This window comes from Mycobacterium sp. IDUB_3, assembly GCF_055419585.1.
In genome coordinates this window covers 1,713,236-1,726,308 of the sequence record NZ_JBVAXZ010000001.1, presented here as the reverse complement: position 1 = coordinate 1,726,308, position 13,073 = coordinate 1,713,236, and the positions used below count along the sequence as shown (strand labels likewise).

14 protein-coding genes and 1 pseudogene are annotated in these 13,073 nt (G+C 64.9%); all 15 read left to right on the top strand.

Going from position 1 to position 13,073, the window contains the following annotated elements; genetic code table 11:
- The first annotated feature begins 2 nt into the window (after positions 1 to 2).
- The 15 genes and pseudogenes from ACZYVJ_RS07520 (at position 3) to ACZYVJ_RS07450 (ending at position 13,030) form a co-directional block, all read left to right on the top strand.
- Positions 3 to 1,271, top strand: a complete 1,269-nt coding sequence (locus ACZYVJ_RS07520; protein ID WP_463830432.1) for an aromatic ring-hydroxylating oxygenase subunit alpha — start codon at positions 3 to 5, stop codon at positions 1,269 to 1,271.
- Complete coding sequence (locus ACZYVJ_RS07515) at positions 1,268 to 1,603, top strand: hypothetical protein (RefSeq protein ID WP_463830431.1); 336 nt, start codon at positions 1,268 to 1,270, stop codon at positions 1,601 to 1,603. The genes ACZYVJ_RS07520 and ACZYVJ_RS07515 overlap by 4 nt, the downstream gene beginning before the upstream one ends.
- Entirely contained in the window at positions 1,600 to 2,880 is a 1,281-nt protein-coding gene (locus tag ACZYVJ_RS07510; RefSeq protein WP_463830430.1) for a metal-dependent hydrolase family protein, read from the top strand. Before ACZYVJ_RS07515 ends, ACZYVJ_RS07510 begins: the two co-directional genes overlap by 4 nt.
- An 86-nt stretch (positions 2,881 to 2,966) precedes the next feature.
- On the top strand, positions 2,967 to 3,419 hold the full coding sequence (locus ACZYVJ_RS07505; RefSeq protein WP_463832888.1) for a MarR family winged helix-turn-helix transcriptional regulator: 453 nt from the start codon (positions 2,967 to 2,969) through the stop codon (positions 3,417 to 3,419).
- A gap of 100 nt (positions 3,420 to 3,519) precedes the next feature.
- The gene (locus tag ACZYVJ_RS07500) at positions 3,520 to 4,614 is read left to right on the top strand and encodes a 2Fe-2S iron-sulfur cluster-binding protein (protein WP_463830429.1); all 1,095 of its coding nucleotides are present in this window, start codon (positions 3,520 to 3,522) and stop codon (positions 4,612 to 4,614) included.
- Positions 4,615 to 4,646: 32 nt separating this feature from the next.
- Positions 4,647 to 5,390, top strand: a complete 744-nt coding sequence (locus ACZYVJ_RS07495) for an SDR family NAD(P)-dependent oxidoreductase (RefSeq protein ID WP_463830428.1) — start codon at positions 4,647 to 4,649, stop codon at positions 5,388 to 5,390.
- A 13-nt stretch (positions 5,391 to 5,403) separates the two neighbouring features.
- Complete coding sequence (locus ACZYVJ_RS07490) at positions 5,404 to 6,666, top strand: aromatic ring-hydroxylating oxygenase subunit alpha (RefSeq protein WP_463830427.1); 1,263 nt, start codon at positions 5,404 to 5,406, stop codon at positions 6,664 to 6,666.
- Positions 6,663 to 7,001, top strand: coding sequence for a hypothetical protein (locus ACZYVJ_RS07485; RefSeq protein ID WP_463830426.1), 339 nt, complete (start codon positions 6,663 to 6,665; stop codon positions 6,999 to 7,001). The genes ACZYVJ_RS07490 and ACZYVJ_RS07485 overlap by 4 nt, the downstream gene beginning before the upstream one ends.
- Positions 7,002 to 7,055: 54 nt before the next feature.
- A complete protein-coding gene (locus tag ACZYVJ_RS07480) occupies positions 7,056 to 7,901 on the top strand; it encodes a TauD/TfdA dioxygenase family protein (protein WP_463830425.1) in 846 nt (281 codons plus the stop codon).
- A 41-nt stretch (positions 7,902 to 7,942) separates the two neighbouring features.
- Positions 7,943 to 8,254 (top strand): hypothetical protein, encoded by a 312-nt coding sequence (locus ACZYVJ_RS07475; protein WP_463830424.1) that lies wholly within the window; start codon positions 7,943 to 7,945, stop codon positions 8,252 to 8,254.
- 78 nt (positions 8,255 to 8,332) lie between these two features.
- Positions 8,333 to 9,607 (top strand): cytochrome P450, encoded by a 1,275-nt coding sequence (locus ACZYVJ_RS07470; RefSeq protein ID WP_463830423.1) that lies wholly within the window; start codon positions 8,333 to 8,335, stop codon positions 9,605 to 9,607.
- The gene (locus ACZYVJ_RS07465) at positions 9,604 to 10,155 is read left to right on the top strand and encodes a carboxymuconolactone decarboxylase family protein (RefSeq protein WP_463830422.1); all 552 of its coding nucleotides are present in this window, start codon (positions 9,604 to 9,606) and stop codon (positions 10,153 to 10,155) included. The genes ACZYVJ_RS07470 and ACZYVJ_RS07465 overlap by 4 nt, the downstream gene beginning before the upstream one ends.
- On the top strand, positions 10,152 to 11,291 hold the full coding sequence (locus ACZYVJ_RS07460; RefSeq protein WP_463830421.1) for an acyl-CoA dehydrogenase family protein: 1,140 nt from the start codon (positions 10,152 to 10,154) through the stop codon (positions 11,289 to 11,291). The genes ACZYVJ_RS07465 and ACZYVJ_RS07460 overlap by 4 nt, the downstream gene beginning before the upstream one ends.
- Complete coding sequence (locus ACZYVJ_RS07455) at positions 11,288 to 12,565, top strand: acyl-CoA dehydrogenase family protein (RefSeq protein WP_463830420.1); 1,278 nt, start codon at positions 11,288 to 11,290, stop codon at positions 12,563 to 12,565. Before ACZYVJ_RS07460 ends, ACZYVJ_RS07455 begins: the two co-directional genes overlap by 4 nt.
- A pseudogene (locus ACZYVJ_RS07450) lies at positions 12,552 to 13,030 on the top strand (cupin domain-containing protein). Before ACZYVJ_RS07455 ends, ACZYVJ_RS07450 begins: the two are co-directional and overlap by 14 nt.
- The last annotated feature ends 43 nt before the right edge of the window (positions 13,031 to 13,073 follow it).

Here is a 13,073-nt window from a genome sequence, read left to right as displayed (position 1 = left end):
TCATGGCTCGATTCCCCAAGCCGCCGGAGGGCAGCTGGACGCAGCATTACCCCGAATTGGGCACCGGCCCGGTGTCATACGAGGACTCGGTCAGCCCCGAGATCTATGAGCTGGAGCGCGAGGCTATCTTCAAGCGGGCCTGGCTCAATGTCGGCCGCGTTGAACAGCTTCCGCGCAAGGGCAGTTACCTCACCCGAGAACTGAAGGTCGTCAATACGTCAATCATTCTGGTGTGCAACGGATCCGGCGATATCAAGGCCTACCACAACGTGTGCCGCCACCGCGGCAACAAGCTGGTGTGGAACGACATGCCGCAGGAAGAAACACGCGGCGTGTGCCGGCAGTTCACCTGTAAATACCACGCCTGGCGCTATGACCTGGACGGCAACCTGACGTTCGTGCAGCAGGAGGAGGAGTTCTTCAACCTCGACAAGAGTCGCTACGGCTTGGTGCCGGTGCACTGCGACGTGTGGGAAGGCTTCATCTTCGTCAACTTCGCCAAAAAGCCCGAGCAGCCGTTGCGAGAGTTCCTGGGGCCCATGATCACCGGGCTGGAGGGCTACCCCTTCGACAAGATGACGTCCCGCTGGTACTACCGCTCGGAAGTCAAGGCGAACTGGAAGCTCTACATGGACGCGTTCCAGGAGTTCTATCACGCCCCCGTGTTACACGCGAACCAGTCGCCGACCGCGTATTCAAAGGCGGCCGCCGAGGCGGGGTTTGAAGCCCCGCACTACCGGCTCGACGGGCCCCACCGGCTGGTCAGCACCTCGGGGGTGCGGGCCTGGGAAATGGCCGACGACATGCGCAAGCCGATGGAAGACATCTGCCAGAGCGGGCTGTTCGGCCCCTGGGACAAGCCCGAGCTGGGGCCGATGCCCGCCGGGCTCAACCCCGCGAAATGCGATCCGTGGGGCCTGGACTCGTTCCAGCTGTTCCCCAACTTCGTGATCCTGTTCTGGGGCCAGGGCTGGTATTTGACCTACCACTACTGGCCGACGTCCTACAACAGCCACCTTTTCGAAGGCACGCTGTACTTCCCGGCGCCGCGCACCCCGCGCGAGCGGGTGGCCCAGGAATTGGCGGCGGTGTCTTTCAAGGAATACGGGTTGCAGGACGCCAACACGCTGGAGGCGACGCAGACGATGGTCGAATCCCAGGTGATCGACGAGTTCTTGCTCTGCGACCAGGAGGTCCTGATTCGTCACCTGCACAAGGAGACGGCGGCCTGGATCGACGACTATCGCCGGACTGCCTCGGCAGGAGTGTGAACACGATGCCGATGCTGCCCCCCGAGTTCGCCGACCTGGAGCGGTTCTCCGACTGGTGTCTGCCCAGCGAGCCGCAACGCTACGCCAAGAGGCTGGCCAGCTCCATGACGGAGATGAAGGCCTTTTACGACGCGATCACCGCGCGGGCCGAAGAGGCGCTGGCGTTCTGCGACAAGTTCTCTCTCGACGACCTGCCCGACGACGTCGCGAACCTGATGCACCTTCTTTATTCGATGATCATGGTGTCGTTCCCGGTCGAATGCTGGAAACAGCCGCGCGTCCCCGATTCGGGCGCGTCGACCCTGGACTGCGTGTCCGAGCCCGTCCCGTGACCTCCGTGCTGCGCGCGGCGCGATGGGCCGACGTCGTGACAGGCCAGATCCATACCCCGGCCGAGGTGGTGATCGACGGCGAACGGATTGCCGCGATCAATCCTCAAGAGCCGCTTCCGGATTCGGCGACCGTCATCGATCTGGGGGACGTGACGCTGCTCCCCGGCCTGATGGACATGGAACTCAACCTGCTCATCGGCGGACCGGGCGGCCCGCAGGGGCTGCCGGCGCCCATGCATGGCGTGCAGGACGACCCCGCGTATCGCACGCTGCGTGGCGCGGTTAACGCGCGCACCACCCTGGAGGCCGGGTTCACCACGGTGCGCAATCTCGGCTTGATGGTCAAGACCGGGGGATATCTGCTCGACGTGGCGCTGCAGCGCGCCATCGACCAGGGCTGGCACATCGGGCCGCGCATCTATCCCGCCGGCCACGCCGTCACACCGTACGGCGGGCATTTGGACCCAACGGTGTTCCAGCGGTTGGCTCCCGGGATCATGCCGCTGTCGGTGGCCGAAGGCATCGCCAACGGGGTGCCCGACGTGATCGCCTGCGTGCGCTATCAGATTCGGCACGGCGCCAAGCTGATCAAGGTATCCGCCTCGGGCGGGGTGATGTCACACAGCACCGCGCCGGGAGCGCAGCAATATTCCGACGCCGAGTTCGCCGCGATCGCCGACGAGGCCCACCGGGCCGGGGTCCGGGTGGCCGCCCACGCCGTCGGGGACAGCGCCATCCAGGCGTGCATTCGCGCCGGGATCGACTGCATCGAACACGGCTTTCTGGCCAGCGACGAGACCATCCAGATGATGGTCGACCACGGCACGTTCCTGGTCTCGACGACGTATCTGACCGACGCCATGGCCATCGACCGCATCGCACCGGAGCTGCGCAAGAAGGCGCTCGAGGTGTTCCCGCGCGCAAAGTCGATGCTGCCCAAGGCAATCGACGCCGGCGTGCGCATCGCGTGCGGCACCGATGCGCCGGCCATCCCGCACGGGCAAAACGCCAAGGAACTCGGGGCGCTGGTGGAACGCGGCATGACCCCCGCGCAAGCGATCCGCGCGGCCACCGTGGTGGCCGCCGAGCTGATCGAGGCGGACGACGAGTTGGGCAGGCTGGCACCGGGCTATCTGGCCGACATCATCGCCGTGCCCGGAGACCCTTTCGACGACATCGCCGCCACGCTCGACGTCCGCTTTGTCATGAAGAACGGGCAGATTTACAAAAGCCCCGCAGCCCGTTGCGAATCACGATCGTCTACAACCGCAACTTGACCGCCGTCCCGTGCGATAACGTCGAATGATGGCGCATTAGCCGCCACATGAGCGACCCGCAATGGGAATTGGGCACGGAGGCAGGCATGGAACTCACCGACAACATTCTCTGGTTGCTCAAGCAGGCTTTCTATTACTCGCTGACCACCATCAACGAGGCGATGCGGGAACATGGCGTGAGCACGGCTCAGATCGGTGTGTTGCGCCAATTGACCAACGAATCAGGCTTGTCCGGCGCCGAATTGGCGCGGCGCCTGCTGATCAGCCCGCAAGGCGTCCAACTCGCCCTCACCGCCCTGGAACGTCGCGGCTTGGTGGAAAGAAAGCAAGACCCCCAGCACGGACGCATCCTGCGGGCCTACCTGACCGGTGAGGGCCGCAAGGTTGCCGAAACGGTGGTCAGTGACGCGATCGCCGCGCACCAGGAGGTGTTCGGTGTGTTGACCGAGCAAGAGCAGCGGACCCTGCGCGAATTGCTGGGCCGCGTCGTCGAAAAGGGCACTGGCCATGAGCTGTTCAACGACCACGTCGACACCTGACACGCCTGCTTCGCGGTTACCCCATCTGACGGGCCCGAAGGGTACCACCTGAGCATCTAGTACTTGAGAATAATCGCAAGTAGTTGATATTCTGATCAAGATGCTCGAATCTCGCGCGGGCGCACACGCCGATCCGCCGGCTGCGACCAATATTGACGCAGCCGGTGTCGACGTCGCTGCGTTGCCGGATGGCTTTGTGCCGCTGCGGGTCAAGCGGGTGATCCCGGAAACCCGCGACGCCGTCTCGATCGTTTTCGAGGTCCCGCCGGGCAGCGCGGAGCAGTTCGGTTACCAAGCCGGACAGTTCCTGACGCTGCTGGTCAGCGTCGACGGCCACGAGTATCGACGGTGCTACTCGATGTCGTCGTCACCCGTTTTGGGCGAGGATCTGCAGATCACCGTCAAACGCGACCGTGACGGGGTGGTGTCGAACTGGCTCAACGACGAGGCTTCGCCCGGCGATGAGCTGCCCGCCTTGCCGCCGCAGGGCCGCTTCGTGCTGCACGACAGCGATCGAGAGCTGATCGCGTTCGCCGGCGGAAGCGGTATCACGCCGGTGTTTTCGCTGCTGCGTACGGCGCTGATGTCCGGACAGCGCGCCACGCGGCTGTTCTATGCCAACCGAAGCCGTGACGCGGTGATCTTCGACGAGGCGTTGGCCTCGCTCAGGACGCGGCACGCCGATCGCTTCGTGCTGCATCACCACCTCGACGTCGACAGCGGTTTCGTCACGCAAGCCGACATCGAGGCATTCGTCGGTGACACCGGAGACGCCGACGTGTACATCTGCGGGCCGAACGAATTTATGGAGATCGTGCGAAGCGCCCTGTCCGCGGCCGGCCTGCCGGCCGACCGTCTCCACGTGGAGCATTTCGACGTGAACGACATCGCCGCGGCGGCCCCACCCGACACCGCAGTGGTCACCGACGAGGTCACCGTCGTGCTGGATGGGGCAACCACCACGGCGCCGTACTACTCGGGCAACACGCTGTTGCAGACGGCCCGGATGGCCGGGCTGCGCGCGCCGTCCTCGTGTGAGATCGGTTCGTGCGGAACGTGTATGGCGCGCCTGACGCAGGGCAGTGCCCGGATGATCAACAACGACGCGCTCGATCCGGATGAGGTGGAGGAGGGCTGGGTGTTGACGTGTCAGGCCCTGCCCACGAGCCCCACGGTGCGGGTGGTCTACGAGTGAGCGAAAAGGCGGTCGATGGTGGAGCGGAGTCGATGAGCAGGGTGGCGGTGGTGACCGGTGGCGCCTCGGGTATGGGCGAGGCGACGTGCCATGAATTGGGCCGGCGCGGACTCAAGGTCGCGGTCCTCGACGTCAACGAGCATGCCGCGCAACGCGTTACCGACGACCTGCGCGCTGACGGGGTGACCGCGCTCGGGGTGGGCGCCGATGTCACCGATCGGTCCGCGGTGGAGCAGGCCTTCGCGAAGGTGCGCAGCGAGTTGGGCCCGGTGACGGTCCTGGTGACCAGCGCCGGCATGTTCGACTACTCGCCCTTCTTGGAGATCAGCGCCGACACCTGGTCGCGGATCATCGACGTCAACCTGACCGGCACCTTTCACTGCTGTCAGGTCGCGCTGCCGGACATGGTGGAGGCGAATTGGGGCAGGATCGTGATGATCTCGTCCTCGAGCGCCCAGCGCGGCTCGCCGTTCGCCGCCCACTACGCCGCGTCCAAAGGTGGGGTCATCACCTTGACCAAGTCGCTGGCCCGCGAGTACGCGCCGCACGGGATCACGGTCAACAACATTCCGCCCTCGGGCATCGAGACCCCGATGCAGCACCAGGGCCAGGCCGCTGGGTATCTGCCGTCCAACGAGCAGATCGCCAGCAATATCCCGTTGGGCTACCTCGGCACCGGCGCCGACATCGCCGCGGCCGTGGGGTTTTTATGTTCAGACGAAGCAAGGTACATCACCGGCCAGGTCTTGGGCGTCAACGGTGGAGCGGTGATGTGAGAGCGAGGATGCGATGACCAGAGCAGGCAGGCCCCCGGAGGGCTCCTGGACCGAGCACTACCCCGAATTGGGTAACGGCCCCGTGTCTTTCAGGGACTCGACGTCGCGGGAGTTCTACGAACTCGAGCGCGAGGCGATCTTCAAACGGGCCTGGCTGAACATTGCACGCGTGGAGGAGTTGCCGCGCGTGGGCAGCTACCTCACCAAAGAGATCGAGGTCGCCGGCGTATCGGTGATCCTGGTCAAGGGAAAGGACGAGCAGATCCGCGCGTTCTACAACGTGTGCCGCCACCGCGGAAACAAGCTGGTGTGGAACGACTTTCCCGGCGAGGAGACCCGCGGGACGTGTCGGCAGTTCACCTGCAAATACCACGGCTGGCGCTACGACCTGCAGGGCGCGCTGAAATTCGTCCAGCAGGAGTCGGAGTTCTTCGACCTCGATCTCTCGCAGTACGGGTTGCGTCCGGTGCACTGCGAGGTGTGGAACGGCTTCGTCTTCATCAACCTCGACCCCGAACCCCGCCAGGGCCTGCGTGAGTTCCTCGGTCCGATGATCACCGGCCTCGACGACTATCCGTTCGGCAAGCTGACCGAACGCTACGAGTGGGTGGCCCATAACAACAGCAACTGGAAGATCTTCGCCGACGCCTTCCAGGAGTACTACCACGTGCCCTCGCTGCACTCCCAGCAGGTGCCCGCCGAGGTGCGCGAACCCAACGCCGGATTCACTTGCGGGCACTTCCAACTCGACGGCCCGCACCGGCTGGTCTCCACGGCCGGACGGCGCCGGTGGCTACTGCCACCGGAATACATGTACCCGATCGAGCGGGCCACCCGCAGCGGGCTGGTGGGACCGTGGCGGACCCCCGACATCGGTGACCTGCCGCGCGGACTCAATCCCGGGGGGATCGAGCCCTGGGGCATCAGCAATTTCCAGATCTTCCCGAACACCGAGATCCTCATCTACGGCGGGTGGTATCTGCTGTACCGGTACTGGCCCACCTCGCACAACACGCACCGGTTCGAGGCGTACACCTACTTCCATCCGGCGCGCAGCGTGCGGGAGCGGATCGAGCACGAAGTCGCCTCGGTGGTGCTGAAAGAGTTTGCGCTGCAAGACGCCGGGATGCTCGGCGGGACGCAAGCGGCGCTGGAATACGGCATCGTCGACGAGTTCCCCCTCAACGACCAGGAGATCCTGGTCCGCCATCTGCACAAGGTGGCCGTCGACTGGGTCGAAGCCTATCGCCGCGAGCGGGATGCGGTGGGGGTGTGACGATGCCTGCTATGCTGCCCAGTGCATTCGCCGAGCTGGAGGAATACGCCCAAACCTGGTGCCTGGCAACAGAAACCGAGCGCTGGAACGCCCGAGTGAAAGCGTCGATGCCACAGCTGCGCGACTTCTACGACGCGTTCTTCCCGCGCCTCGAAGACGCGATCGAATACTGCGACAAGTATCCCCTCGACAATGTGCCCGACGACGCCCTGAACCTGCTGCACATGATCTATTCGCTGATCATGGTCGCCATGGCGGTGGAGATCATGCACCAACCCACCCCGGTCGACGCCGCCGACGCCGTCATGATCCGCACCGGCGGCCCGGTGCCTTAGCCGCTACACCCAGCGCCGGCGCACCCTACGTCACTTTTTCCGAAAGGAGCGACCATGAGTCTGCTCACCGTCACCAAACTCACGGAGTCCGTCGGCGCTGAGGTCGCGGGCCTGGAGCCGGGCGCACTGGCAAGCGACGACTCGGTCGGTGAAGCGGTGCTGGATGCGTTGGAAGACAACGGGGTTCTGGTCTTTCGCGGCCTGCGACTCGAGCCGGAGGCCCAGGTCGGCTTCTGTCGTCGGCTGGGCGAGGTCGATCATTCCTCCGACGGCCACCATCCGGTGGCCGGCATCTACCCGATCACGCTGGACAAGTCCAAGAACGCCTCGGCCGCCTACCTGAAGGCCACCTTCGGCTGGCACATCGACGGCTGCACACCGCTGGGCGACGAATGCCCCCAGAAGGCCACCGTGTTGTCGGCGGTGCAGGTCGCCGAATGGGGTGGGGAAACCGAATTCGCCAGCTCATACGCTGCCTACGACGCGCTGGCAGACGAGGAGAAGGAGCGGTTCGGCGCCCTGCGGGTGGTGCACTCGCTGGAGGCCTCGCAGCGCCGCGTCTACACCGACCCGTCGCCGGAACAGGTGCAGCGCTGGCGATCTCGGCGCACCCACGAGCATCCGCTGGTGTGGACGCACCGCAGCGGCCGCAAGTCGCTGGTGTTGGGCGCCTCCGCGGATTACGTCGTCGGCATGGACCTCGATGAGGGACGCGCGCTGCTGGACGCGCTTTTAGAGCGCGCAACCGAGCCCGACAAGGTGTACAGCCACAGCTGGTCGATCGGCGACACGGTCATCTGGGACAACCGCGGAGTGCTGCACCGAGCCGCCCCCTACGACCCCAGCTCTTCGCGTGAGATGTTGCGCACCACCGTGCTCGGCGACGAGCCGATCCAGTAGACCCCGCCCACATCACCGAATTCCAAAGAAGGAATTGCTTAATGGCCAAATCACTGTTGTTCGTCGAGAGCAAGCCCGCGTCATCGGATCTTGTCGAGGAATATCATCGTTGGCACGATCGGATCCATATACCGGAGATGCTAGCGGTTGACGGTTTCGTGTCGGCTCGGCGCTGGCGGACCGACGGGGAGTCCTTTGTGACTCTCTACGAGATCGATGCCGACGTCGACACTGCCCGCCGCAATCTGAAGGCGGCGATGGCCGAGGGGCGGATGTCGAAACCGGTTGGCGTCGAGACGCAGCCGCCGCCCGTCATGCGTTACCTGAGCCTGGTCAACGAGGTGGCGCGCTGACGGACGCGCGATTGATGTACCCGCGGAACGCTTGCTGAGGCCGCCGCGGGCCGTTTATGGAAGAAAGAAGAAACACTTGTGATCGATTACGACAGGGTGGATTACTTCACCGACCAGTCACTGGTGCACGACCCGCACCCCTACTTCGACCATCTGCGCAACAGGTGCCCGATTGCCCGGGAACCGCACTACGGCGTATACGCGGTCACCGGCTACGACGAGGCTGCGGCGATTCTCAAAGACACGGGCACCTTTTCGGCCTGCGTCTCCGTCGGCGGTCCGTTCCCGCCGTTGCCGTTCGAATGCAGCGGTGATGACATCAGCGGCCTGATCGAACTCAATCGCAGCAAGCTGCCGATGTATGAGCACATGGTCACCATGGATCCGCCCCAGCACACCGACGCGCGCTCGCTGCTCAGCCGGTTGCTCACTCCGAGTCGGCTCAAGGAGAACGAACAGTTCATGTGGGCGCTGGCCGATCGGCAGCTGGACGAATTCCTGGCCAACGGGCAGTGCGAGTTCCTCGCCGAATACGCCAAACCATTCTCTTTGCTCGTGATCGCCGATCTGCTCGGGGTACCCGAAGAAGATCACGAGCAGGTCCGCGTCGTCCTGGGCGCCCGCCCAGGCGGCCACGTCGGTTCGCTGCAAAGGGAAGCGTTGGCGTCCAACCCGTTGGAGTGGCTGGATGACAAGTTCAGCAGCTATATCGCAGATCGGCGCCGCCAGCCGCGCGACGACGTGCTGACCGCCTTGGCCACTGCCACTTACCCCGACGGCACCATACCCGAGATCGTCGAGGTCGTGCGGTCAGCCACCTTCCTGTTTGCCGCCGGGCAGGAAACCACCACCAAGCTGCTGTCTGCAGCGCTACGGATCCTGGGCGATCATCCCGAACTTCAGCAACGGCTGCGTGAGGACCGGAGCCGCATTCCGGCCTTCGTTGAGGAAACCCTGCGCATGGATGCCCCGGTGAAAAGCGACTTCCGGTTGGCCCGCAAATCCACCAACGTCGGCGGTGTCGACATCGCGGCGGGCTCCATCGTGATGATTTGTCCTGGCGCGCTCAACCGCGACCCACGGCGGTTCGAGGATCCCCACCAGTTCCAGCTGGATCGCCGAAACGTTCGAGAACACATGGCATTTAGTCGCGGCATCCACACCTGCCCCGGCGCTCCTCTGGCCCGGGTGGAGGGCCGGGTGTCGCTAGAACGCATCCTCGACCGGATGGCCGACATCACCATCAACGAAGACAAGCATGGTCCCGCGTCCCGCCGCCGTTACACCTACGAACCCACCTACATCTTGAGGGGTTTGACCGAATTGCACCTGCGCTACACCCCGGTGCCATGACGACCTCAGCGCGCCATCCCCGTCGGCTTGACCCGCTGCCGGCCGACAAATGGGATGACCGCACCCGAGCGGCAGTGGCCTCGCTCATACCGCCGGACCGCGCCACCCCCGCTGGCGTCGGCAACGTTTTAGCAACGCTGGTGCACCACCCTGACCTGACACAGGCCTATCTGCCGTTCAACGCCTACCTGCTGCGCGGCTCCACGTTGTGCCCACGCATACGCGAGGTGGCGCTGCTCCGCGTGGTGTACCGGCGTGACTGCGAGTACCTGTGGTTTCATCACCTCCCTATTGCGCAGCGCGCCGGATTGACCGCCGACGACATCGACGCCATCCGTTTGGGAGAGCTGCCGGGCGAGGAAGACCAAGCGGTGGTGCACGCCGTCGATGACCTCATCGACGCCGCCGACATCTCGGCCGATGTGTGGACCGAGTTGGGCCGCCACTTCACCGACGAGCAACGGATGGACCTGGTTTTCACCATCGGCGGCTACTGCCTGCTGGCCATGGCGGTCAATACCTTCGGCATCGAGGACGAGACGGTTTGACGCAGTCATCCACCGAGACAGAGCTTTTCGTCGCCACTGCACGCGCGTTTCTGGACCGACACGCGACGTTGAGTCACCAACGGGCACTGCACGCCGAGGACCGTTGCGTCGATCCATCGTGGTGGAAGCAGGCCGCCGAACTCGGATGGGCCGGTCTGTTAGTGCCCGAGGAGCTTGGCGGCGGAAATGTCTCCGGCAGTGGTCTGCACGATCTTGCGGCCATCACCGAACAGATCGGACACACCGTGGCGCCGGGACCGCTGCAGCCGGTGAGCACCGTGCTGGCCGGCCTGGTCGACGCCGACAGCCGAGGCGAGCATGCAGAGACCATCCGAGCGCTCGTCTGTGGTCAGGTGGTGGCGGCCTGGGCGGTTGACGAACCGTGCCGGACTTTCGACCCGCACCAGCCCACGCTGACTGCCACGCCAACCGCAGACGGTTACCGCCTCGACGGCATCAAGGACCGCGTCGAAGCGGGCGCACAGGCCGACCTGCTTCTGGTCACCGCCCGCGCCGGCGACGCCCTTCGCCAGTTCCTGGTCCCCGCCGACGCCCCCGGCGTGATCCGACAACCACAAAGCGGCATCGATCTGGTGAAACGTTACGCCCGAGTCGAATTCGACGGTGTGCACGTCGACGATTCCTCAGCGGTCGGATCTGCCACCACCGCGCCGGCACTGGTCGACCGGCAAAACCAGGTAGCCATGGTGCTGCAGTGCGCTGAAATAGTCGGGATCCTCGACACCGTGTTGGCGATGACCGTCGACTGGACTCGCGACCGCTACAGCTTCGGTCGACCGCTGGCGTCCTATCAGGCGCTCAAGCATCGTCTGGCCGATATGACGATGTGGTTGCACGCCTGCCGCGGCATCACCGCCGCCGCCATCGATCATGTCGCGGCGCGCGCTAAAAATGCTGCGCTATGGGTCAGCGCCGCCAAGTCCTACCTCGGCGAGCACGCCGGCCCGTTAGTGCAGGACTGCATCCAGCTGCACGGCGGCATCGGCGTCACTTGGGAACACGATCTGCACTTATTCCTGCGGCGAGTCACGCTGTACCGTAACCTGTTCGGCACGCCCAGCGAGCATCATCAAGCCATCTGCCGCTACGCCGGGATTGTGGGGTCCGCGGCATGACCGATACGACGACCCCCCGCCCCGCCGTCGAACCGGTCGAGGCATTCGCGGCCCGGGCCCGCGCGTGGCTGGCCGAGAACATGCCCCGCCTGGATCCCGACGATCCGCCCCGGGCCGGCCGCGACGACGAAGGGGCTTGGCAGCGCGCCCGCGAACTGCAGCAGCGCCTCTACGCCGGCGGGTACGCCGGGATCTGCTTTCCCCGCCAATACGGTGGCCTTGGCCTGGATGTCTGCTATCAGAAGGCCTTCGACGTCGAGGCCTCCGGCTACGAGATGCCCTTGATTCTCAACGTCCCGACCTTCACCATCTGCTGTGCGACCCTGCTCGACAGCGGCACCGAAGCCCAGAAATGCCACCACATCCGCGCAGCCTTACGGGGCGACGAGGTGTTGGTCCAGTTGTTGTCGGAGCCGGGCGGCGGATCGGATCTGGCCGGCCTGACCACCCGCGCCCAACGCGATGGCCGCGGATGGATCATCGATGGCGCCAAGACGTGGAGCACGAGCGCGTTCGCCGCCGACTACGGGCTGCTTTTAGCCCGCACCGACCCGACGGTGCCCAAACACGACGGCCTGACCATGTTCCTGGTGCCCATTCACGCACCCGGTGTGACGTTGCGGCGCATCGAACAAGTCGACGGTTCCAACGAATTCTGTGAGGAGTTCTTCGACGGGCTGCGGGTTGATGAATCCGCGGTCGTGGGCGAGGTCAACAAGGGCTGGGACGTGGCCGGGCGCCTGCTTTTTCACGAGCGGCGCGCCGTGGGGCAGGGCTCGGAGTTCGCCAGCGGCCGTGTCCGCGAGCGTTCCGAAGACTCGTTCGCCGACTACTTCTCCCTCGCCGCGGCGGTTGGCACGGCCGAAGATCCCTTCACACAGGACAAAATCGGCCGGGTACTGGCGCGTCGGATGGTGCGCGACGGCCTGGTCGAGCACGTTGTGGCCGCCATGCGTGAGGGCGCGCTACCGCCAAGTGCCGGGTCGATCATCCGGCTCTTCCACTCCGACGTGACCTGCCTGCAAGTCGACACGGCGATGGAGATCGCGGGCCCCTTCGGCGTTGTCGACGACGAGCGCGGGCTTCTCAAGGTGGGGAAGCGCTACCTGTCCCGACAAACTGTCTCCCTGGGCGGCGGCAGTGATGAGATGGCACGCAACGTGATCGCCGAACGGGTGCTCGGATTGCCCCGTGAATACGCGGCGGACCGCGGGGTCCCGTTCAATCAGGTAAGACACAACAAACCACGGCGCGAAGGAAATACGATCCGATGAGCGTCTCGATGAACGGGAAAAGTCGCGCTTTCACCCCGGCTTCATCGAGGCGAGCGCCAAAGCCACGTGCAACCGGGTGCACCACATCAACGCTTCGGACATCAGCGCCGAGACCGCGCAGTCGGAGGGACTGCGCCGGTGTGCCGCGATCAGCGGTCGATCGGTTGGTGCGGAGAAGGTGTGGATGGGAAAGACGTACGTGTCACCCGAAACCGTGTCGGCCAATCACCATCGCGGCGAGTCGTAGACAGCGATTGATGTGCGAAGTGGCAACGCGGAATTCGTGTTTCGCGACGGCGACCATAAGTCGTGGAACGCGATCCAGCCGAGTGACTACATCTTCGTCCGGCCATATCCGCCCCACCGGGAAGAAGATACGGACCCACCACGCCGGCCGAAGTGGTGATCGCACGCAGCACCCCGCAGGCCATCGTGGTCAACCCGCCGGAGCTGAATCCGCTGTAAGCCCGCCACCTGGCGAGCTTGACCCCAAACCAACCCGCTGCTG

Coding starts and splice junctions, on each gene's coding strand:
- ACZYVJ_RS07520 (WP_463830432.1), top strand. CDS start 3: ATGGCTCGATTCCCCAAGCCGCCGGAGGGCAGCTGGACGCAGCATTAC.
- ACZYVJ_RS07505 (WP_463832888.1), top strand. CDS start 2,967: ATGGAACTCACCGACAACATTCTCTGGTTGCTCAAGCAGGCTTTCTAT.
- ACZYVJ_RS07500 (WP_463830429.1), top strand. CDS start 3,520: ATGCTCGAATCTCGCGCGGGCGCACACGCCGATCCGCCGGCTGCGACC.
- ACZYVJ_RS07495 (WP_463830428.1), top strand. CDS start 4,647: ATGAGCAGGGTGGCGGTGGTGACCGGTGGCGCCTCGGGTATGGGCGAG.
- ACZYVJ_RS07490 (WP_463830427.1), top strand. CDS start 5,404: ATGACCAGAGCAGGCAGGCCCCCGGAGGGCTCCTGGACCGAGCACTAC.
- ACZYVJ_RS07480 (WP_463830425.1), top strand. CDS start 7,056: ATGAGTCTGCTCACCGTCACCAAACTCACGGAGTCCGTCGGCGCTGAG.
- ACZYVJ_RS07475 (WP_463830424.1), top strand. CDS start 7,943: ATGGCCAAATCACTGTTGTTCGTCGAGAGCAAGCCCGCGTCATCGGAT.
- ACZYVJ_RS07465 (WP_463830422.1), top strand. CDS start 9,604: ATGACGACCTCAGCGCGCCATCCCCGTCGGCTTGACCCGCTGCCGGCC.
- ACZYVJ_RS07455 (WP_463830420.1), top strand. CDS start 11,288: ATGACCGATACGACGACCCCCCGCCCCGCCGTCGAACCGGTCGAGGCA.